Here is a 19,519-nt window from a genome sequence, read left to right as displayed (position 1 = left end):
ACAGTTACGGGCATGACCTGGACAAACGTGGGGTTCGCTGCCAATCTCCGGCCATGCACCTCGCCTCTCGCGCCCTGCGCCGAGCGCTCGCCGCCGCCACCGTAGCCCTGCTCGCCACCGCTGTCGGCTGCGCTCCGCAGCCCGACGAGAAAGCGTCGGCCACCCCGTCCGGCTCCGCGAAGAGCTGCGCCACGGGCAAGCCCGCCACCAAGACGTCGGGCAAACTGACGATCGCGACGGACGAGCCGGCGTACGAGCCCTGGTTCAAGGACGACAAACCCGCCGACGGCAAGGGTTTCGAGTCGGCGGTCGCCTACGCCGTCGCGCGGCAACTGGGGTACGACAAGAGCGCGGTCGTGTGGCAGAGCGTGCCGTTCAACAAGGCGTTCGCGCCCGGCGTGAAGACGTTCGACTTCGACATCAACCAGGTGTCGATCAGCGCCGAGCGCAAGAAGGCCGTCGACTTCTCCTCCGGCTACTACGACGTGCGCCAGGCCGTCATCGCTCTGAAGGGCACCAAGGCCGCCCGGGCGACGAGCATCGCGGACCTGAAGGGCCTCAAGCTGGGCGCCCAGGTGGGCACCACGAGCCTCGACTACATCACCGACGTGGTGAAACCGAAGCAGGAGGCCGCCGCGTTCTCGAAGAACGACCAGGCCAAATCGGCTCTGAAGAACGGCCAGGTGGACGCCGTCGTCGTCGACCTGCCGACCGCCTTCTACATCACCGCGGCCGAGGTGACGGACGCGAGGATCGTCGGTCAGTTCGAGAACCGGGGCGGCACGCCCGAGCAGTTCGGGCTGGTGCTGGACAAGGGCAGCGCACTGACCCCGTGCGTGAGCGGCGCCGTCGACGCCCTGCGCAGGGACGGCACGCTGGCGAAGCTGGAGAAGCAGTGGCTCTCGGACGCCGTCGACGCCCCGGTGCTCAAGTGACCGTCACCAAGGGCGAGTCCGCGCGGGAGGGGGCGGACGACACGGGTGACACGACCGGTGGCGCCGGTGACGGCGCCCCGGACGACGGCTACGTGCCGTCCGCGCGACGCCTGGAGCGCGAGCGCCACAAGCGGGCGCGCGCCCGCAGGGCCACGGCCGTCGCGGCGCTGTCGACCCTCGTCACGGCCGCCGTGCTCTACCTGGTCGTCGTCGACGCGCCGGGCTGGCCCCGTACCAAGGAGACGTTCTTCAGTGCGCGGTACGCGCGCGAGGCGCTGCCGAAGGTCCTCGAGGGGTTGTGGCTGAACGTCCGTCTGCTGCTGGTCTGCGGGGTCGCGGTGCTGGTCCTCGGCATGCTGATCGCGGTCGCCCGTACCCTGCGCGGCCCGGTGTTCTTCCCGCTGCGGGTGCTGGCGGCGGCGTACACCGACTTCTTCCGCGGCCTTCCGCTCATCATCAACCTGATGATCGTGGTCCTGGGCGTGCCGGCGCTGCGGCTGCAGGGCGTGACGGTCGATCCGGTGCTGCTGGGCGGTACGGCGCTGACACTGACGTACGCGGCGTACGTGGCCGAGGTGTTCCGGGCCGGCATCGAGTCCGTCCACCCCTCACAGCGCGCGGCGGCACGCTCACTGGGGCTCACCAACCGGCAGGCGCTGCGCCACGTCGTACTGCCGCAGGCCGTGCGCCGGCAGGTGCCGCCGCTGCTCAACGACCTGGTGTCGCTGCAGAAGGACACCGGCCTGGTGTCGATCGGCGGCGCGGTGGACGCCGTACGGGCGGCCGACATCATCGTGGGCCGCAGTCTCAACTACACGCCGTACATCGTCGCGGGGCTGGTGTTCGTGGCGCTGACCATCCCGATGACCCGTCTCACGGACTGGGTGACGGCCCGGATGGACCGGCAGCGGGACCAGGGAGGTTCGCTGTGAGCGACATGAGCGCCATGGGCGGCGCGGACGGACCCGTTCTGCGCATGGAGTCCGTCCGCAAGACCTTCGGCGGGTCCGTCGTGCTGCGGGACGTCGATCTGGAGGTCGCCCCGCACACCGTGACCGCGCTGATCGGTGCCTCCGGCTCGGGCAAGTCCACGCTGCTGCGCTGCGCCAACCTTCTGGAGGAGATCGACGACGGCGCGATCTGGCTGGACGGCGAGGAGATCACCGGTCCGCGGGTCGACGAGGACGCGGTACGGCGCCGGATCGGCGTGGTCTTCCAGGCGTACAACCTCTTCCCGCACATGACCGTGCTGGAGAACATCACTCTCGCCCCGCGCCGCGTGCACGGCGTCTCCCGTGCCGAGGCCGAGGAACGGGCCAGGGGGCTGCTGGAGCGCCTCGGCCTCGCCGGCAAGGCGGATGCCTACCCTGACCGGCTCAGCGGCGGTCAGCAGCAGCGTGTGGCGATCGTGCGGGCGCTCGCCGTGCGGCCCAGGCTGTTGCTGCTGGACGAGATCACGGCCGCGCTCGACCCCGAACTCGTGGGTGAGGTGCTGGAGGTGGTCCGTGGTCTGAAGGACGAGGGCATGACCATGGTGCTGGCGACCCACGAGATGGGTTTCGCCCGGGACGTCGCCGACCAGGTTTGCTTTCTGGACGACGGGGTCGTGCTGGAGCGCGGCAGCGCCGAACAGGTTTTCGGTGACCCGCAGCAGGAGCGCACGCGGCGCTTCCTGCGGCGGATCGTGGAAGCCGGCCGCCTCTAGGACCGCGGGGTCACGCCTCGGTGCGGGCCGCTCCCAGCAGGGCCGCGACCCGCTCCACGCCGAACGCGTAGCCCTGCACTCCGCAGCCCGCGATCACGCCGTCGGCGCGCTGTGAGACGTAGGAGTGGTGCCGGAACGACTCCCGTTGGTGGATGTTGGAGATGTGCACCTCCAGCACGGGCATGCCGTCGCAGGTGTTGAGCGCGTCCAGGATCGCGACCGACGTGTGGGAGTAGGCGGCGGGGTTGATGACGATCCCGCAGTGGCTCAGCCGTGCCTCGTGGATCCAGTCGACCAACTCACCCTCGTGGTTGGACTGACGGAAGTCGACCGTGCCGCCGTGGGCCGCCGCCGCCTTGGCGCACAGCGCCTCCACGTCGGCCAGCGTGTCCTTGCCGTAGATCTCGGGCTGGCGCTGGCCGAGCAGGTTCAGGTTGGGCCCGTTGAGGATCATGATCGGGGCGTTGGCCAGGGTGCGGGGCACGGTTCCTCCGGTCCGTTCGGGGCGGTGCGTCGACGACCGCTCTCGGCACCCGGTCTATCACGGTGGCCCGGGCGGGTGGCGGGCCGTGCGCGCCGGTCGCCTCGGCGTGCACCCCGACCCCGCGATCACCTCCACGCGCCCCCGTAACCCCTGGTCACTGTGGGTGGTTGACGCAGCATGCACGATGTACGCGCCGTCAGCACACCGTCCATGCCACGGCTCGCCGTCGCCTCCCTCGCGGGGACCGCGATCGAGTTCTACGACTTCTTCGTCTACGGGACCGCGGCGGCCCTGGTCCTCGGGCCACTGTTCTTTCCGACGTTCTCGCCGGTCGTGGGCGTTCTGGCGGCCTTCGGCACGTTCGGAGTGGGGTTCGTGGCCCGGCCGTTGGGGTCGGTGCTGTTCGGGCATCTCGGGGACCGGCGCGGGCGCCGGCCGGTGCTCGTCATGTCGCTGCTGCTCACCGGCGCCTCGACGGTCGCGGTCGGCTGTCTGCCGTCGTACGGCACGATCGGCGTCGCCGCTCCCGTGCTGCTGCTCGTGCTGCGCTTCGTGCAGGGGCTGGGGCTCGGTGGGGAGTGGGGCGGGGCGGTCCTGCTGACCGCGGAGCACGCTCCGGCCGGAAGGCGCGCCCTGTGGTCGAGCTTCCCGCAGGTGGGGCCCGCGGTCGGCTTCGTGCTGGCCAACGGCGTGATGCTCGCACTGTCGGCGGCGCTGTCCGACTCGGAGTTCGCGCGGTGGGGGTGGCGGGTGCCGTTCTGGGCGGCCGGAGCGCCGGCAGTGGCCGGGCTGTGGCTGCGCTCGTCGCTCGTCGAGAGCCCGAGCTTCCTGGAGATCGACGACCACGCGCGCGTACCGCTCGTCGAGGTCGTACGGCGGCACGGGCGGCTGGTGCTGCTCACGGCGGGGGCGCTGGCCGTCGGCTACGCGGTGTTCTACGCGGTGACGACCTGGTCGCTGGCGTACGCGACGGAACGGCTCGGGGTGAGCCGCACGATCATGCTCACCTGCGTCATGGCCGCGGTGATCGTGAAGGGGGCGCTCACACCGCTCATGGCGCTGCTCGGCGATCGGTACGGGCGTCGGACGATGTGTCTGGCGGGGTGCTCGGCCTGTGTCCTGTGGATGCTCCCGCTGGTGGCGTTGCTGGCGACCGGTGAGCCGCTGCTGATGTTCCTCGGCATCCTGGGCGCGCTGATCGCCTTCGTCACGATGTTCGCGGTGGTCGCGGCGTATCTTCCGGAGCTGTACGAGGCACGCGTGCGCTGCACGGGGGCCGCCGTCGGCTACAACCTCGGCGGGGTCCTCGGCGGCGCGCTGACCCCGGTCGTGGCCACGGCGCTCGCGGAGCATGGCGGGCGGGTCCCCTGGGGCGTGGGCATCTATCTGACCTGTATCGCCCTGCTGAGCCTCGGGTGCTTCGCGCTGCTGCCGGAGACGCGCCCGGTGCCCGCGCCGGCGGCGGAACCGGCCACGGGCTGACCGGATCGGGGGAGGACCGCGGTACGGGTCACGGGTTGATGGCCAGTTCCAGGTAGGCCGCGAAGATCACCAGGTGGACACCGCCCTGCAGGGGTGTTGCCCGTCCCGGCACCACGGTCAGGGAACTGACCACGACGGTCAGTGCGAGCAGCAGCATGTGCGTCGCGCCGAGACCGAGGACGAGCGGCCCGGACAGCCAGACGGTGGCCAGCGCCACGGCCGGGATGGTGAGGCCGATGCTGGCAATGGCCGAACCGAGGGCGAGGTTGAGGCTGGTCTGCACCCGGTCCCGGCGGGCGGAGCGCAGCGCGGCGATCGTCTCCGGGAGCAGGACGAGCAGGGCGATGATCACACCGACGACGGCCTGGTTCAGGCCGACCGCCTTCACGCCCGATTCGATGGTGGGCGACACGCCCTTGGCGAGGCCCACCACGCCGATCAGGGCCAGGCCGAGAAGGCCGAGGCTGATCCAGGCGGTGCGCGCGGACGGGGGCCGGGCGTGGTCGTCGGCGGTGATCACCTCGCCCTGCCGGGTGATCGGCAGGAAGTAGTCGCGGTGGCGCACCGTCTGGGTGGCCACGAACAGGCCGTACAGAATCAGTGAGGACAGCGCGGCGAACGTCAGTTGGACGGTGGAGAACTGGGCCCCGGGCTTGCTGGTGGTGAAGGTCGGAAGCACCAGGCTGAGCGTGGCGAGCGTCGCCACGGTCGCCAGGGCGGCGCCGGTGCCCTCGGGGTTGAAGACCGCGGTGCCGTGCCGCAGGGAGGCGACGAGCAGACAGAGCCCGACGACGCCGTTGCAGGTGATCATCACGGCGGCGAAGACGGTGTCCCTGGCCAGGGTGGAACTCTTGTCGCCGCCGTCCGCCATGAGGGTGACGATCAGGGCCACCTCGATGACCGTGACGGCGAGGGCGAGCACCAGGGAGCCGAAGGGCTCTCCGACCCGGTGGGCGACGACCTCGGCGTGGTGCACCGCCGCCAGGACGGAACCGGCGAGGACGACCGTCACCAGGGCGACGACCGCCCCAGGGAGTGCTCGGCCCCAGGTGAAAACCAACAGGACGACGGCGAGCGCCGGGACGAGGACGGTCCACAGCCGGGTGAGCGACCGGAGCCGAGTGATCATGCGGCGATCGTCGCAGAGACGTACAGGGTTCGCATTCCGTTCTTCCTGGATGCTTCGTCCTTTCCGACCCGGGGGCCCGGCGCCGGCAGGCCGGGCCCCTCGTGTCCCTGAGAAGGGTTCCCGCGCGCTTCCGACCTCGGCGCGGTCAGGCGTCGACGCTGTCCTTCGGAGCACTGCCGCCGCTGCGCGCCGCCGCCTCGACGGCCGCCTGCTTCCTGGAGGCCGCCAGGCTGGTGATCGTGGTGACGGCGAGGACGGCGCAGATCACGCCGAGCGAGACCGGGATGCTGATCTCGGGCACATGGACACCGGCCTCGTGCAGCGCGTGCAGCACCAGCTTGACGCCGATGAAACCGAGGATGATCGACAGGCCGTACGACAGGTGGACCAGCTTCTTCAGCAGGCCGCCGATGAGGAAGTACAGCTGGCGCAGGCCCATCAGGGCAAAGGCGTTGGCGGTGAAGACGATGTACGGATCCTGGGTGAGGCCGAAGATCGCCGGGATGGAGTCGAGGGCGAACAGGACGTCCGTGGTGCCGATGGCGAGCATCACGACCAGCATCGGCGTCATGACCCGCTTGCCGTTCTGCCGTATCCACAGCTTGGTGTCGTGGTACCGGTCGGCCACACCGAACCTGCGCTCCGCGGCCTTCAGGAGCTTGTTCTCCTCGTACTCCTCGTCCCCCTGGTCCGCGCGGGCCTCCTGGACGAGCTTCCAGGCGGTCCAGATCAGGAAGGCACCGAAGAGGAAGAACACCCAGGAGAAGCTGGCGATGATCGCGGCTCCCGCGGCGATGAAGACGGCCCGCAGGACCAGGGCTATGAGGACGCCGACGAGCAGCACGCGCTGCTGGTACCGGGCGGGCACCGCGAACTTCGCCATGATCAGGACGAAGACGAAGAGGTTGTCGACGCTCAGCGACTTCTCGGTGATGAAGCCCGCGAAGAACTCGCCGGCCGGCTTTCCGCCGCCGAAGACGAGAAGACCGAGGCCGAAGAGCCCGGCCAGGGTGATCCAGACGACGGTCCAGATCCCGGCTTCCCTGATCGACACTTCATGCGGCTTGCGGCCGATGAAGAAGTCGACGGCGATCAGGGCGGCGAGGCCCACGATGGTCAGGGCCCACAGGCCCATGGAGACGTCCATTGTTCCTCCGGCATTCGTCACGGCAAACACATCAGCGTCGTCGCTGCCGGAGGTCTCTTCCACCCGTGACGGGCCGGCGTCCCGGGACCGGTCCGGTCCGTACTGACGGGTGCGCCGCAGTCAGGGAGTACTCCCCTCCGTACGAAAAACAGTACCGCAATCACCAAGGGAAGGTAAAGAGCCAGGCAAAGAAAATACCAAGTTACCTGCTCAGGGCCGCTTTACCAGTTCTTGGACCGCGCCCTGGCCAGCTCGTCGAGCACCTGCTCCACGATGCGGCTGCCGTGCGGCACGACCGGGGGCTCGTAGGTCCAGGCGTGACCGACCCAGGGGTCGGCGATGTAGTCGTCGGGCACGGGGGTGAGTCGCATCAGTGAACGCCACAGCGGGTCGAGGAGCGGGCCGTACGCGGCGGCGTCCTCGCGATCCGCCACCATCAGCAGATGCACGCCGACGGCCGGGCCCTCGTCGGCGAGGTAGCGCAGCCGGGTCACCGCCCGGTCGTCGAAGCCGTGCGGGAAGTCGTTGACGATCAGCAACTGCTGCGCGGGGTCGACATCGGCCGGCAGCGACTCGGCCGCGCCGCCCCGCACCGCCATCTGCACCAGGTCGACCCGGCGGGTGAGGCGCTCCAGCACCGCCGTCACCCCGGCCGCTCCTGCCGCGGGCGGTGCCGCAAGCACTCCGGCCCCGGTCAGCGGCACCAGCGCCTGGGCACCGGCCCCGGCCGGGTCGATGACCTGCACGGAGAACTCCCCCACCGGATGCACGGCGAGCAGCCGGGCAGCGAGCGCGACCGCCGCCGTCATGGCCAGCTGCCGCAGCTCGGTGGAATCCGTGAAGGAACCGTCGAGCCCGGCGGTCGGACCGCTGTCGAGCCACAGGCCCCGCTCCAGCGGCAGTCTGACCAGCATCGGGATGCGCAGCGGCTCGCTTTCGGGAAGGCGGAGATCGCCGAGGCGCAGGGCCAGGGGCGGCTCCGTGGGCACGCGGTACCCGTGCCAGACGGGGCTGTCCCAGCGGGCGTACGCGGGCGGCAGCGCGGGCTCGACCACCTCGGACTCGGCGTTGAGCTGGGCCAGGTCGCGGTCGAGGTTGGCGCGCGCCTGGTCGATCAGCTGGGTCCGGCGGGCGTGGGCCGTCTCGCGCGCGGAGTCCCCGGCCGTGCCGAGCCGCGCACGGGGGTCGGCGAGGGCCTGGTCGAGTTCCTTCTCCAGACGGGTGTCGGCGAAGTCGACGGCGCTGCGGTACGCGGCCGTGGTGCGGGCCAGGTCCTCGAACATGCCCGAGACCTGGTTGTACAGCCGCTCCTCCATCGACCAGCCCACCGCGTCGCCGGCGACCGGCTGGGCCTGCTGTTCGTCGGTGGTCGGGTGCGGGGGCGACGGTGGCGGGGCGGTGTGCGGGCGGCGGCGGGGATGCGTGTAGTCGATCGGGCCGCCGGTCCCCTGCCGGTCGACGCCCGCCGCCTGGGAGTCGTACGGGCTGCGGTCGCCGTACGGGCTCTGTGCGTCGGCGGCTGCCGGCTCCGGGTGCTGGGCGTCGTACGGCGCTGTCGGCTCCGTGTTCAGCGGGGTGTACGAGCGGGTCGGCCCGGCCGTCCCGTGCGGCGGAGCGTCCTGGGGTGCGGGCGCTGTGGGCGGTGCGGGGCGTGCCCGAGCCTGGCTCGGGGCCACGGCCTCCTGCACGGCCGCGGCGAGGTCGGCGGCCTCACGCAGACCCCGGTCGGCGAGGAGCGCGCCGAGTCCGCCCGCGTAGCCCTGGCCCGTCGCGCGCACCTTCCAAGCGCCCTGTCTGCGGTACAGCTCCAGGGCGACCACAGCCGCCTCGGCGTCCAGGCCGGTGAGCGTGTAGCAGGCGAGTTCGGTGCCGTCCGGGCCCTCGACCCTGGTGTGCGGGGCGGCGACGGCACCGAATCGGAGGGGGCCACCGGTCCTGGTGGGCAGGGCGAGGAACACGTCGACGCGGTGCACGTCCTCGGGCAGGGCGCCCAGGTCGACGGCGAGGCGGTGCTCGGCCGAGGCCCGGCGGGGCACCTCGATCCCGGGCAGGGCCGGGGCGCCGGGGTGGGCCACTCCTTGGGGGCCGAGTACCGAGCCGCTCTCGTCGCCGAGCGTGGCCCCGGCCAGGACCGGCACTCCGGCCGAGATCCGGATCACCAGCCGGATCTGGGTCAGCGGGTGGTTCTGTCCCCGCACCAGCTCGGCCGTCATCGCCGTCGCCCCCTGTGTCGTGTCGTCGTGCCTGCCCCGCCCGGCGAATCCGGGATCTACAGGTGCGGCAGGATCGCCGGCATCAGGTCCTGGAAGGTACGGCCGTTGGCCGCCGTGCCCAGAGCGGTCATCGTCCAGCCCGAGCCCGCCCGGTGCACCTTGGCCATGATCTGGGCGGTGTAGTCGCCGCCGCCGTCCAGCGTGTAGCGGGCCAGTTCCTGACCGTTGGTCTCGTCGACGAGGCGGCAGAACGCGTTCTGCACCTCCTGGAAGGTCTGGCCGGTGAAGGAGTTCACGGTGAAGACGATCTGGTCGATGTGGACCGGCACGCGCTGCAGGTCCACCAGGATCGCCTCGTCGTCCCCGCCCTGGCCGACGCCGCCGACCAGGTTGTCACCGGTGTGGCGCACGGAGCCGTCGTCGCTCACCAGGTGGCGGAAGAAGACGACGTCGACCGGCTGCTTCTCGGCGAACAGCACGGCCGAGGCGTCCAGGTCGATCTCCTTGGTGCGCGAGCCGAACAGGCCGCGCCGCTTCGCCGCCTGCCAGCCGAGCCCCATGCGGACCGCGGTCAGGGTGGCCCCGTCCTTCTTCTCCAGGCTGATGGCCTGACCCTTGCTCAAGTTGACGGACACCGCTGATTCCCCTCTCGATGGTCCCCTGTTGCCGCGCACTGCGCGGTTGAAAAGAACCCTACGCAGCGGCACCGACAGGGCCGAACCCCGGCCCGCGCTTTGTGTCGGTGTTGCAACACTTGGCGCATATGCCGAGGTCCGGCGGGTGACGAGGGCTCAGGCGAGGCCGGCCTCCCGCATTTGGCGCAGCTCCTTCTTCATCTCGGAGACCTCGTCGCGCAGCCGGGCCGCGATCTCGAACTGCAGCTCCGCCGCGGCGGCGCGCATACGCTCGGTCATCTCCTCGATCTGCTCGGCGAGTTCGGCTGCCGGGCGGTCGGTGGGCGCCGCCTTGCCCTTGGTCGCCTTGCCGGCCTTCGCGCCCTTGGCCGCCTTGTCGCCCAGCGACGGAACCGGTGCCTTGGCGCCCTTGCCGTCCTTCGTCCTGCGGTAGCCGGAGCCGAGGAGCTGTTCGGTGTCGACCTCCTCGCGGGCGATCTGCGCGACGATGTCGTTGATCTTCTTGCGCAGCGGCTGCGGGTCGATGCCGTTGGCCTTGTTGTAGGCGATCTGCTTCTCCCGGCGGCGGTTGGTCTCCTCGATGGCCTTCTCCATCGCCGGGGTGATCTTGTCGGCATACATGTGGACCTGGCCGGACACGTTACGGGCGGCGCGGCCGATGGTCTGGATCAGTGAGGTGCCGGAGCGCAGGAAGCCCTCCTTGTCGGCGTCCAGGATGGCCACGAGGGACACCTCGGGCAGGTCGAGGCCCTCGCGGAGGAGGTTGATGCCGACCAGGACGTCGTACTCGCCGGCGCGCAGTTCGCGCAGCAGCTCGATGCGGCGCAGGGTGTCGACGTCGCTGTGGAGATAGCGCACCTGGATGCCCAGTTCCAGGAAGTAGTCGGTGAGGTCTTCGGCCATCTTCTTGGTGAGGGTGGTGACGAGGACGCGCTCGTCCTTCTCGGTGCGCTTGCGGATCTCGTGCACCAGGTCGTCGATCTGGCCCTCGGTGGGCTTCACCACGACCTCGGGGTCGACCAGGCCGGTGGGGCGGATGATCTGCTCCACGACGCCGTCGGAGCGCGACATCTCGTAGGTGCCCGGGGTCGCCGAGAGGTAGACGGTCTGGCCGATGCGCTCCTGGAACTCCTCCCACTTCAAGGGGCGGTTGTCCAGGGCGGAGGGCAGGCGGAAGCCGTGGTCCACCAGGGTGCGCTTACGGGAGGCGTCACCCTCGTACATGGCGCCGATCTGCGGGACGGTGACATGCGACTCGTCGATGACGAGCAGGAAGTCGTCCGGGAAGTAGTCCAGCAGGGTGTTGGGCGGGGAGCCGGGCAGACGGCCGTCGAAGTGCATCGAGTAGTTCTCGACGCCGGAACAGGTGCCGATCTGGCGGAGCATCTCGATGTCGTACGTGGTGCGCATCCGCAGGCGCTGGGCCTCCAGGAGCTTGCCCTGCTTCTCCAGCTCGGCGAGGCGCTCCCCCATCTCCTTCTCGATGTCGTTGACGGCCCGCTCCATGCGCTCGGGGCCGGCGACGTAGTGGGAGGCGGGGAAGACGTACAGCTGCCGGTCGTCGCTGATGATCTCGCCGGTGAGCGGGTGCAGCGTGGACAGCGCCTCGATCTCGTCGCCGAACATCTCGATGCGGACGGCCAGCTCCTCGTAGACCGGGAAGATCTCGATGGTGTCGCCGCGGACGCGGAAGGTGCCGCGGCTGAAGGCCATGTCGTTGCGCGTGTACTGGATGTCGACGAAGCGGCGCAGCAGCTCGTCCCGGTCGATCTCGTCGCCGACTCTGAGCGGGACCATCCGGTCCACGTACTCCTGCGGCGTGCCGAGACCGTAGATGCAGGACACCGAGGCGACCACGATGACGTCGCGGCGGGTGAGCAGCGAGTTGGTCGCCGAGTGGCGCAGGCGCTCGACCTCCTCGTTGATCGAGGAGTCCTTCTCGATGTAGGTGTCCGACTGCGGAACGTAGGCCTCGGGCTGGTAGTAGTCGTAGTACGAGACGAAGTACTCGACCGCGTTGTTCGGCAGCAGCTCGCGGAACTCGTTGGCCAGCTGGGCGGCCAGCGTCTTGTTCGGCGCCATCACGAGGGTGGGGCGCTGGAGCTTCTCGATCATCCACGCGGTGGTCGCGGACTTGCCGGTGCCGGTCGCGCCGAGCAGGACGACGTCCTTCTCACCGGCCTCGATGCGCTTGGCCAGGTCGGCGATGGCCGTCGGCTGGTCGCCGCTGGGCTGGTAGGGGCTGACGACCTCGAAGGGCGCCACCGTGCGTTCGATGTGGGAAACGGGCCGCATGCCATCAACCGTACGACCCCCCACTGACAACGGGTCCGGGTCAGCGGTTCTGCGGGGTCCGGGCAGCGTGGTGCTCGGGTCGGAGGACCGGACGGCGCTCCTGGTGGAGGGCGGGTCGGCGCTCGGTGCGGGGGGCGACGGCAGCGGCCGGGACTCCGGGTTTGTGTTCGACGGGCCGGAAGCCGGGCCGGCCCGTGACCATCAGCGGATCGAAGATCACCACGACGCCCGCGATGAGCAGGAAGGCGAGCGGCCCGATCAGCATGGGCGCGAGCAGGGACGGCTCCGGAGCGCCTCCGCCGCCGTGGGCTGCGCCGTCGAGGTGGACGCTGAGGGCGGCCATGCCGGTGTAGTGCATACCGCTGACCGCGAGTCCCATGACGAGGCTCGCTCCCACGCTCCACAGGAAGCCGCGGACGCGTCCGGCGGCCCACAGGGCGGCGGTGGCGGCGACGACGCCTATGACGACGGAGGCGCCGACGGTGAGGGTGTTGTACGTGAACCGCCCGTGGAAGCGCATGCCCGCCATGCCGAGGTAGTGCATCGAGGCGACGCCCAGACCGGTGATCGTGCCGCCGGTGAACAAGGAGGTGCCGGTGGCGCCCCGGTAGCCGACGATGAAGACCCCCACGCCGACCATGACGACGGCGAGGGCGAGGCTGGCATAGGTGATCGTCTTGTCGTAGTGGATCGGCGCCTCCTTGATGGAGAAGCCCATCATGGCGACGAAATGCATCGTCCAGATGCCGGAGCCGATCGCCGCCGAGCCGAGGGCCAGCCAGGCGGGGCGCCGGGAGTGGGTGACCAGCAGGGAACGGGTGGTGCAGCGCAGGCCGAGGGCACCGCCGAGGCAGGCCATCGCATAGGCCACCAGTGGGGTGACGGCCCCGTAGCTGAATCCGTCGACCGTGCCTTGCATCCGCGGCTGCCCTTCCGCCCTCTTACGTCCCGGAATACCTGAAATGCGCCCCCGTCCCACGACCGCGGAGGCGGTCGGGGTTTTCGCAGAGAGTATGACCCCCACCGGAATGGTCGAACGATTTTCCGGCAAAGAAACACGGTCTTGCCCCACTTGTGCGGCACCCGTGAGCAGCCTCTGTCGTCCCCGTTCCAGGGATGGCGATCGTGCGCCCGGGTGTCGTCGACTCCCTGCTGTCAGTCTGGTGCTGACCGTATTCGCTCGACGCGAGGAGTCTGCATGCACGCGCGCGTAGTCGCTGCCATCGCCGCCGCGGTCCTGGGGACGGCGGCGATCCTGCTGAGTCCCACCTCCGACGCCCGGGCGGGCGAGGCCGGCGAGGTCACCGTGGTCGCCCACCGAGGTGCCTCGGCATACGCCCCCGAGAACACGCTGGCCTCGATCGACAAGGCGGCCCAGCTGGGCTTCACCTGGGTCGAGAACGACGTCCAGCGCACCAAGGACGGCAAGCTGGTCGTCATCCACGACGACAGTCTGCAGCGCACCACGAACGTGGAGGACGTCTTCCCCGGCCGGGCGCCGTGGAAGGTGAAGGACTTCACCGCCGCCGAGATCGCCCGGCTCGACGCGGGCAGCTGGTTCTCCCCCGCCTGCACGGGCACACGCGTGCCGACGCTGCAGCAGTACATGCGCCGGGTCGAGCACAACCACGAGAAGCTGCTCCTGGAGATCAAGAACCCGGAGCTGTACCCGGGCATCGAGCAGCAGACCCTGAAGCTCCTGGCCAACGAGGGCTGGCTGGACCACGCGCACGTGGGGCGGCTCGTCGTGCAGAGCTTCAGCGCCGACAGCGTGCGCACGGTCCACGAGCTGAAGCCGGCGGTCGTCACCGCCTTCCTCGGCATGCCCAGCATGGCCCAGCTGCAGCGGTACGCATCGTTCGTCGACCTGATCAATCCCTCGTACGGCTCCCTGTCGCAGGGCTACGTGGCGGCCGTGCATGCCTTCGACGGGCCGCACGGCAGGCCGCTCGGCGTGTTCGCGTGGACGGTGAACGACGCGGCCACCGCCCGCAAGGTCGCCGGGCTGGGAGTGGACGGGGTGATCACCAACAAGCCCGACGTGGTGCGGGCGGCACTGGGCTCCGACTGAGCCGGGCGAGCGTTGTCAGTGGCGGGTCGTACCGTGGGCGCATGGACAGCCATGGGCAGGATGAGCAGCGGGTCGTATGGGCCGTCGTCGACAGTGACATCGGCCCGCTGATGCTGGCGGCGACCCGTGAGGGCCTGGTCAACGTCGTCTTCCACGCCACGGACGCGGTGCGCGACCGGGCGCTGGAGCGGCTGGCGGCCCGGCTGGGCGGCGAGCCCGTGGAGGATCAGGACTCACCGCTGCTGGCCGAGGCGATACGTCAGCTGCGGGCCTACTTCGCGGGCGAGCGGCACGACTTCGACCTGCCGCTGGACTGGTCGCTGATCTCCGGGTTCAACCGGCAGGTGCTGCGCGAGCTGGCGTCCGGCGTGCCGTACGGCGCGGTGGTCGGATACGGCGATCTCGCGGGGCGGGTCGGGCAGCCCGGGGGCGCCCAGGCGGTGGGTGCCGCGATGGGCGCCAATCCGTTGCCGGTCGTCGTGCCGTGTCACCGGGTGGTGGAGAGCGACGGCGGTATCGGCGGTTTCGGGGGCGGGCTGGAGACGAAGCGCAAGCTGCTCGCCCTGGAGGGCGTTCTGCCCGAACCGCTGTTCTGAGCCGGCTCGGCTACGCGTCGTAGTGCCGGGCCTCGAAGACGTTGCCGTCGGGGTCCCGGAAGTAGAAGCTACGGGTGGCATTGCCCCGGGCGCCGTACGAGTCGTGATCGATGTCGCTGATCGGGACACCGTGCTCGGTCAGCCGGGCACGCAGGGCGTCGAAGGAGCCGGCCGACAGGGACAGGCAGACGTGGTTCACGGGATGACCCGCGCTGTCGGCCGAGCCGGGCAGCATTCTCATGCGCTCCGCGAGCGTGCGCGGGGCGAGGTCGAGGATCGTCTCCTCGTTGACGCGGACGGAGGGGAAGGAGACCTTGCCTCCGGTGAACTCGTCGACCCTCAGGGGCTCCAGCCCGACGATCTCCTCGTAGAAGCCGGCCGCTGCGATCGGATCGGCGACCCACAGGACTACGTGGTCGAGCCGCGTGCTGTTGTTCGTCATGCACCCCAGGCTGGTGGTGTGCCCCACAGGCCGCAAGCGTTTATCCGCGTCTGCGACCCGCCAGAGATGTCAGGAAGGACCGACGGACAGGAGGCGGGCACGTGGTGCTGTTGGTGTCGGAAGAGGTCCGGGAAGCGATCGACGCGCGGCGGCCGGTGGTGGCCCTGGAGTCCACGATCATCGCGCACGGTCTGCCCCGCCCGCGCAATCTCCAGGTGGCGCTCGAGCTGGAGGACGCGGTGCGCCGGGAGGGCGCGGTACCGGCGACCGTCGCGGTGCTCGACGGACGTCCCCAGGTCGGCCTCGACAAGGAGCAGCTGGAGCGGGTGGCCAACGAGGACGGCATCCGAAAGCTGGGCCACCGTGACCTGCCCCTGGCCGTGGCGGCGGGAGCGAGCGGAGCGACCACGGTGTCGGCGACGGCACAGCTGGCCGCGCTGGCCGGTGTCCGGGTGTTCGCCACCGGCGGGCTGGGCGGCGTGCACCGGGAGTGGACGGTGACGCAGGACGAGTCGGCCGATCTGGGACTGCTGGCGCGGACACGGATCACGGTGGTGTGCGCGGGCGTGAAGTCGATCCTGGACGTGCCGGCGACGCTGCAACGGCTGGAGACGCTCGGCGTCGCCGTCGCCGGATACGGCACGGACCGGTTCCCCGGCTTCTACCTGTCCGACTCGGGTCATCCGGTCGACTGGACGCTGCGCAGCCCGGAGCAGGTCGCGGACGTCATGCGGGCCCAGGACGCCCTGGCCGCGCCGGAGACCGCGCTGATCGTCGCCAACCCCGTCCCGGAGGCGGAGCAGCTCGACCCCGAGCTGCACGCACGCGTGCTCGCCGACGCGCTGACCGCCTGCTCGGAGCGGGGCGTCACCGGTCAGGCAGTGACCCCGTTCCTGCTGGACTACCTGGTCCGCCACACGGACGGCGCCTCCCTGAGCGCCAATCTGGCCGCGGTGCGGGGCAATGTGCGGCTGGCGGCGCGGATCGCCACGGCCTGGTCCCGGGGATGACCGGCCGAGGTGTGGCCGGGGGTGCGGACGCGGGGCGGCGGGACGGTGCGCTCCTTGTCGTCGGGGACGTGGTCACGGATGTGGTCGCCCGGCACCGGGGGCCGCTCGCGGCCGGCACCGACACGGCCGCCGCGATCAGGACGCTGCCGGGCGGGGCGGGCGCCAACGTGGCCTGCTGGGCCGCCCATGCGGGCTGTGCGGACGTACGGCTGCTCGGACGGGTGGGCGCGGACGCGGCCGCGTGGCACGAGCGGGAACTGGTCGTGGCCGGGGTGCAGCCCCGGCTGGTGGTGGACCCGGAGGCGACGACGGGCACGGTGATCTGTCTCGTCGACACGGGTGCTGCGGCCGAGCGCACGTTCCTCACCGACAGCGGGGCGTCCCTGCGGCTCGAGCCGGCCGACTGGTCCGACGCGCTGCTCGACGGGGTCGCCGGGCTGCATCTGTCGGGCTATCTGCTGTTCACGGAGCCGAGCCGGGCGCTGGCCCGGGTGGCGCTCGCGGCGGCACGCGCGCGTGGTGTGCCGGTCAGTCTGGATCCGGCGTCGGCGGGGTTCCTGGCGCAGCTCGGGGTGGACCGCTTCCTGGCGTTCGCGGAGGGGCTGGACGTGCTGCTGCCCAGCCGGGACGAGGCGTGTCTGCTGACGGGGCTGGCGAAACCGGCGGACGCGGCGGCCGAGTTGAGCCGTCATGTGCCGCTGGTGGTGGCCAAGGCGGGGGCGGACGGCGCGCTGGTGGCCCGTTCCGGTGCCGTGCTCGCCCGGGTCGCGGCGGCCCCCACGACGCCTCGGGACACCACGGGCGCCGGCGACGCCTTCACCGGCGCGTTCCTCGCCGCCCTGCTCGCGGGCGCGGACCCGGAGGAGGCGGCGGCGCAGGGCTGCCGGGCGGGCGGGGAGGCGGTACGGCGGGTGGGCGGGCGGCCGCCGCATCGGGAGCAGGAGAGGCGAGGGGAAGCCGGCCATCGGGTCGGGAGGGGCGAGCGGACCGCCGTCTCGGGGCGGGGTGGAGCCGCCACCGTATCCGGGGACGGGGGGTCGGCCACCCTGCAGGCGCCGTGAGGAGAAGGCCTACGGCCAACGGGCGCCATGAGAACGAGGCCGACGGCCACCCGGAGGGCACAGGCCGAGGACCACCCGCCGGGCACAGCACCCGGACGGCGACCGCCCGGCGCGCCACCAGCCCTCCCGGCTCCCAGCCCCGGCTCGCGGCTCCCGGCTACGCCTTACGCCCCCACGCCGAGATCATCGGGGCGGTGGTCAGGTCCATGGTGCCCGCCTCGACGCTGACCAGGTGCCGCTCGATCTCCTCGTCGGTGGCCAGGCCGGCGGCGACGAGGCGGTCCCGGATCTGGCGGACCGTCGCCGCCTCCAGGGCGGTGCAGGCGGGTGAGGTCACGGGGAAGTACGCGTCGGCCTCGACCCCCTGCAGTCCGGCCTCGCGCAGCAGACGCGGGAGCTTGCGACCGTACGACAGGTCGGCGCCCCGGTCGGCGAGCAGTCTGCGGAAGCCCTGCCGCAGCCGGTTGGCGAGCCGCTGTTCGGGGCCGTGCTCGTCGGGACAGATCAGGGGCTGCAGGGCGGGGTCGGCATCCTCGATCAGCAGCAGCCCGCCGGGGCGCAGGGCCTGGATCATGGACCGCAACGCCCTGTCCCGGTCCGGGACATGGACGAGTACCAGCCGGGCGTGGACCAGGTCGAAGCCGTCCCCTGGCGGCTCATCGGCGCCCACGTCGTGGACGCGGACCTCGACCGGCGGCCGGGCCACCGCGCCGAGCAGCGAGGCGTCGATGTCGGTGGCGACGACCTTGCCGGTCGGGCCCACCTTCTCGGCGAGCCAGGACACCACGGAGGTGCCGCCGGCCCCGACTTCCCAGCAGCGCCAGCCGGGCGCGACACCGAGATCCTCGAGGTGCCGGAACGTGGTGGGATCGAAGAGGGTGGCGAAGGCGTCGAAGCGCTGACCGGCCTCGTTCTGCCGGTTGTCCAAGAGGTAGCCGTCGGATCGCGTCATACCGGAATCGTCCCAGCGACCCGGATCGCACGGATCGACCGACGCCTTGTCCACAGGCGGGAACCAAGCGGAAGGCGCTGTTCCCACAGGCTTGCCCGCGCCTTGCTCCCGGCTGGCAGACTTGCGGAGCAAGACGCGGAAGCGTTGAGCACGGAGGTCCACGCGAGGGGGATCCAGATGTCCATGGCAGGGAATCTGCGCAAGGTCACAGGGTTGGGCAGGGTTGGTGGTCTGCGCAAAGTGGCGCGGCTGACCCGGCGGCGACCGCGCGTCGACCTGAGTCACCCCGCCAGGTCTCCGCTGGGTTCGTCGGTGGTGAACTGCGTCACCTACCAGGACGGCGCGCGCGTACCGGAGTGCACGGATCTGGTGGACGCCGTGCGGCTGGTACGCAAGAGCGGCGAGGGCTTCGTCTGGCTGGGACTGCACGAGCCGACGGACACGGAGTTCGCGGGCATAGCGGAGCTTTTCGACCTGCACCCGCTGGCGGTGGAGGACGCGGTCGAGGCCCATCAGCGCCCGAAGCTGGAGCACTACGGGGACACGCTCTTCGCGGTCTTCAAGACCGTCTGTTACGTGGAGCACGAACGGCTCACGGCGACCAGCGAGGTGGTGGACACCGGCGAGATCATGGTGTTCGTCGGCGAGGACTTCGTGATCACGGTCCGGCACGGCCGGCACGGCTCGCTCGGGCCGCTGCGCGAGGAGTTGGAGGCGGATCCGCAACAGCTCGCCAAGGGGCCGGCGGCGGTGCTGCACGCGATCGCCGACCATGTCGTGGACGACTACCTCAACGTCACTGACGCGGTGCAGGCCGACATCGACCAGGTCGAGACAGAGGTGTTCTCGGAGGGAGGCGCACAACTCGATCCCGGCCGCATCTATCAGATGAAGCGTGAACTGCTGGAGCTGAAGCGGGCGGTGGTGCCGCTGGGCCGCCCGGTGGAGGACCTGGCCACCCGGCCCATACGGGTCGTCGCCCCGGAGATACAGGCCTACTTCCGGGACGTGCTCGACCATCTGATCCGGGCGAAGGAACAGATCGCCGCGTTCGACGAACTGCTCAACTCCATCCTGCAGGCCCATCTGGCGCAGGTGACCGTCGCGCAGAACGAGGACATGCGGAAGATCACGGCCTGGGCCGCGGTGATCGCCGTGCCGACGATGGTGTGCGGGGTGTACGGCATGAACTTCGACCACATGCCGGAGCTCCACTGGCAGTTCGGGTATCCGCTGGTCATGACGGTGATGGGGGCGGCCTGTCTGGCGCTGTACCGGGGCTTCAGGCGCAACGGCTGGCTCTGAGCGACGGCCACACCGGCGACGGCGGCGGTCAGCTGGGGGGATCTTCCCGCCACCCCG

The 19,519-nt window shown here is 70.9% G+C and carries 18 protein-coding genes; 9 read left to right on the top strand and 9 right to left on the bottom strand.

The window, feature by feature from the left end:
- The first annotated feature begins 53 nt into the window (after nucleotides 1-53).
- From ACIHEJ_RS13490 to ACIHEJ_RS13480, 3 genes are read left to right on the top strand one after another with little or no spacing between them, the layout of a single operon-like run.
- Nucleotides 54-935 carry an ABC transporter substrate-binding protein gene (locus tag ACIHEJ_RS13490; RefSeq protein WP_400134945.1) on the top strand — a complete coding sequence of 294 codons (882 nt, stop codon included), beginning with the start codon at nucleotides 54-56 and terminating at the stop codon, nucleotides 933-935.
- Entirely contained in the window at nucleotides 932-1,867 is a 936-nt protein-coding gene (locus ACIHEJ_RS13485) for an amino acid ABC transporter permease (protein WP_400134944.1), read from the top strand. Before ACIHEJ_RS13490 ends, ACIHEJ_RS13485 begins: the two co-directional genes overlap by 4 nt.
- A gap of 14 nt (nucleotides 1,868-1,881) precedes the next feature.
- On the top strand, nucleotides 1,882-2,640 hold the full coding sequence (locus ACIHEJ_RS13480; RefSeq protein WP_400135146.1) for an amino acid ABC transporter ATP-binding protein: 759 nt from the start codon (nucleotides 1,882-1,884) through the stop codon (nucleotides 2,638-2,640).
- 10 nt (nucleotides 2,641-2,650) lie between these two features.
- On the opposite strand, the gene aroQ is transcribed toward ACIHEJ_RS13480, so the two are convergent.
- Nucleotides 2,651-3,124 (bottom strand): type II 3-dehydroquinate dehydratase, encoded by a 474-nt coding sequence (gene aroQ / locus ACIHEJ_RS13475; RefSeq protein ID WP_400134943.1) that lies wholly within the window; start codon nucleotides 3,122-3,124, stop codon nucleotides 2,651-2,653.
- A 177-nt stretch (nucleotides 3,125-3,301) separates the two neighbouring features.
- On the opposite strand from aroQ, the gene ACIHEJ_RS13470 reads away from it, so the two are divergent.
- Entirely contained in the window at nucleotides 3,302-4,606 is a 1,305-nt protein-coding gene (locus ACIHEJ_RS13470) for an MFS transporter (RefSeq protein ID WP_400134942.1), read from the top strand.
- Between the two features lie 28 nt (nucleotides 4,607-4,634).
- Here the strand turns inward: ACIHEJ_RS13470 and ACIHEJ_RS13465 are convergent, their stop codons facing one another.
- From ACIHEJ_RS13465 to ACIHEJ_RS13440, 6 genes are all read right to left on the bottom strand, one after another.
- Nucleotides 4,635-5,735 (bottom strand): calcium:proton antiporter, encoded by a 1,101-nt coding sequence (locus ACIHEJ_RS13465; protein ID WP_400134941.1) that lies wholly within the window; start codon nucleotides 5,733-5,735, stop codon nucleotides 4,635-4,637.
- 145 nt (nucleotides 5,736-5,880) lie between these two features.
- Nucleotides 5,881-6,882, bottom strand: coding sequence for a TerC family protein (locus ACIHEJ_RS13460; RefSeq protein ID WP_400135145.1), 1,002 nt, complete (start codon nucleotides 6,880-6,882; stop codon nucleotides 5,881-5,883).
- Nucleotides 6,883-7,103: 221 nt separating this feature from the next.
- Nucleotides 7,104-9,095 (bottom strand): TerD family protein, encoded by a 1,992-nt coding sequence (locus ACIHEJ_RS13455; RefSeq protein ID WP_400134940.1) that lies wholly within the window; start codon nucleotides 9,093-9,095, stop codon nucleotides 7,104-7,106.
- Nucleotides 9,096-9,151: 56 nt separating this feature from the next.
- A complete protein-coding gene (locus tag ACIHEJ_RS13450) occupies nucleotides 9,152-9,730 on the bottom strand; it encodes a TerD family protein (RefSeq protein WP_400134939.1) in 579 nt (192 codons plus the stop codon).
- 156 nt (nucleotides 9,731-9,886) lie between these two features.
- Nucleotides 9,887-12,025 carry an excinuclease ABC subunit UvrB gene (gene uvrB, locus ACIHEJ_RS13445; RefSeq protein ID WP_400134938.1) on the bottom strand — a complete coding sequence of 713 codons (2,139 nt, stop codon included), beginning with the start codon at nucleotides 12,023-12,025 and terminating at the stop codon, nucleotides 9,887-9,889.
- A 40-nt stretch (nucleotides 12,026-12,065) separates the two neighbouring features.
- On the bottom strand, nucleotides 12,066-12,944 hold the full coding sequence (locus ACIHEJ_RS13440) for an MHYT domain-containing protein (RefSeq protein ID WP_400134937.1): 879 nt from the start codon (nucleotides 12,942-12,944) through the stop codon (nucleotides 12,066-12,068).
- 279 nt (nucleotides 12,945-13,223) lie between these two features.
- Here ACIHEJ_RS13440 and ACIHEJ_RS13435 point away from each other — a divergent pair, with 279 nt between their 5' ends.
- Complete coding sequence (locus ACIHEJ_RS13435) at nucleotides 13,224-14,096, top strand: glycerophosphodiester phosphodiesterase (protein WP_400134936.1); 873 nt, start codon at nucleotides 13,224-13,226, stop codon at nucleotides 14,094-14,096.
- A 41-nt stretch (nucleotides 14,097-14,137) separates the two neighbouring features.
- On the top strand, nucleotides 14,138-14,692 hold the full coding sequence (locus ACIHEJ_RS13430; protein ID WP_400134935.1) for a methylated-DNA--[protein]-cysteine S-methyltransferase: 555 nt from the start codon (nucleotides 14,138-14,140) through the stop codon (nucleotides 14,690-14,692).
- 10 nt (nucleotides 14,693-14,702) lie between these two features.
- Here ACIHEJ_RS13430 and ACIHEJ_RS13425 read toward each other — a convergent pair whose 3' ends face one another.
- Nucleotides 14,703-15,134 (bottom strand): VOC family protein, encoded by a 432-nt coding sequence (locus tag ACIHEJ_RS13425; RefSeq protein WP_400134934.1) that lies wholly within the window; start codon nucleotides 15,132-15,134, stop codon nucleotides 14,703-14,705.
- Nucleotides 15,135-15,235: 101 nt separating this feature from the next.
- On the opposite strand from ACIHEJ_RS13425, the gene ACIHEJ_RS13420 reads away from it, so the two are divergent.
- Together ACIHEJ_RS13420 and ACIHEJ_RS13415 are read left to right on the top strand one after the other, a co-directional pair.
- Nucleotides 15,236-16,144: a pseudouridine-5'-phosphate glycosidase gene (locus ACIHEJ_RS13420; RefSeq protein ID WP_400134933.1), complete on the top strand. Its 909-nt coding sequence runs from the start codon at nucleotides 15,236-15,238 to the stop codon at nucleotides 16,142-16,144.
- The gene (locus ACIHEJ_RS13415) at nucleotides 16,141-17,205 is read left to right on the top strand and encodes a carbohydrate kinase family protein (protein ID WP_400134932.1); all 1,065 of its coding nucleotides are present in this window, start codon (nucleotides 16,141-16,143) and stop codon (nucleotides 17,203-17,205) included. Before ACIHEJ_RS13420 ends, ACIHEJ_RS13415 begins: the two co-directional genes overlap by 4 nt.
- 157 nt (nucleotides 17,206-17,362) lie before the next feature.
- Here the strand turns inward: ACIHEJ_RS13415 and ACIHEJ_RS13410 are convergent, their stop codons facing one another.
- Nucleotides 17,363-18,157, bottom strand: coding sequence for a methyltransferase domain-containing protein (locus ACIHEJ_RS13410; RefSeq protein WP_400134931.1), 795 nt, complete (start codon nucleotides 18,155-18,157; stop codon nucleotides 17,363-17,365).
- Between the two features lie 177 nt (nucleotides 18,158-18,334).
- On the opposite strand from ACIHEJ_RS13410, the gene corA reads away from it, so the two are divergent.
- On the top strand, nucleotides 18,335-19,462 hold the full coding sequence (corA, locus tag ACIHEJ_RS13405; protein ID WP_400134930.1) for a magnesium/cobalt transporter CorA: 1,128 nt from the start codon (nucleotides 18,335-18,337) through the stop codon (nucleotides 19,460-19,462).
- The last annotated feature ends 57 nt before the right edge of the window (nucleotides 19,463-19,519 follow it).

The sequence above is a fragment of the Streptomyces sp. NPDC052301 genome, assembly GCF_044593395.1.
In the GTDB taxonomy this organism is placed as follows: Bacteria; Actinomycetota; Actinomycetes; order Streptomycetales; family Streptomycetaceae; genus Streptomyces.
The sequence above is the reverse complement of the archived record's forward strand: the minus strand, read 5'-3'. Positions and strand labels throughout refer to the sequence as shown.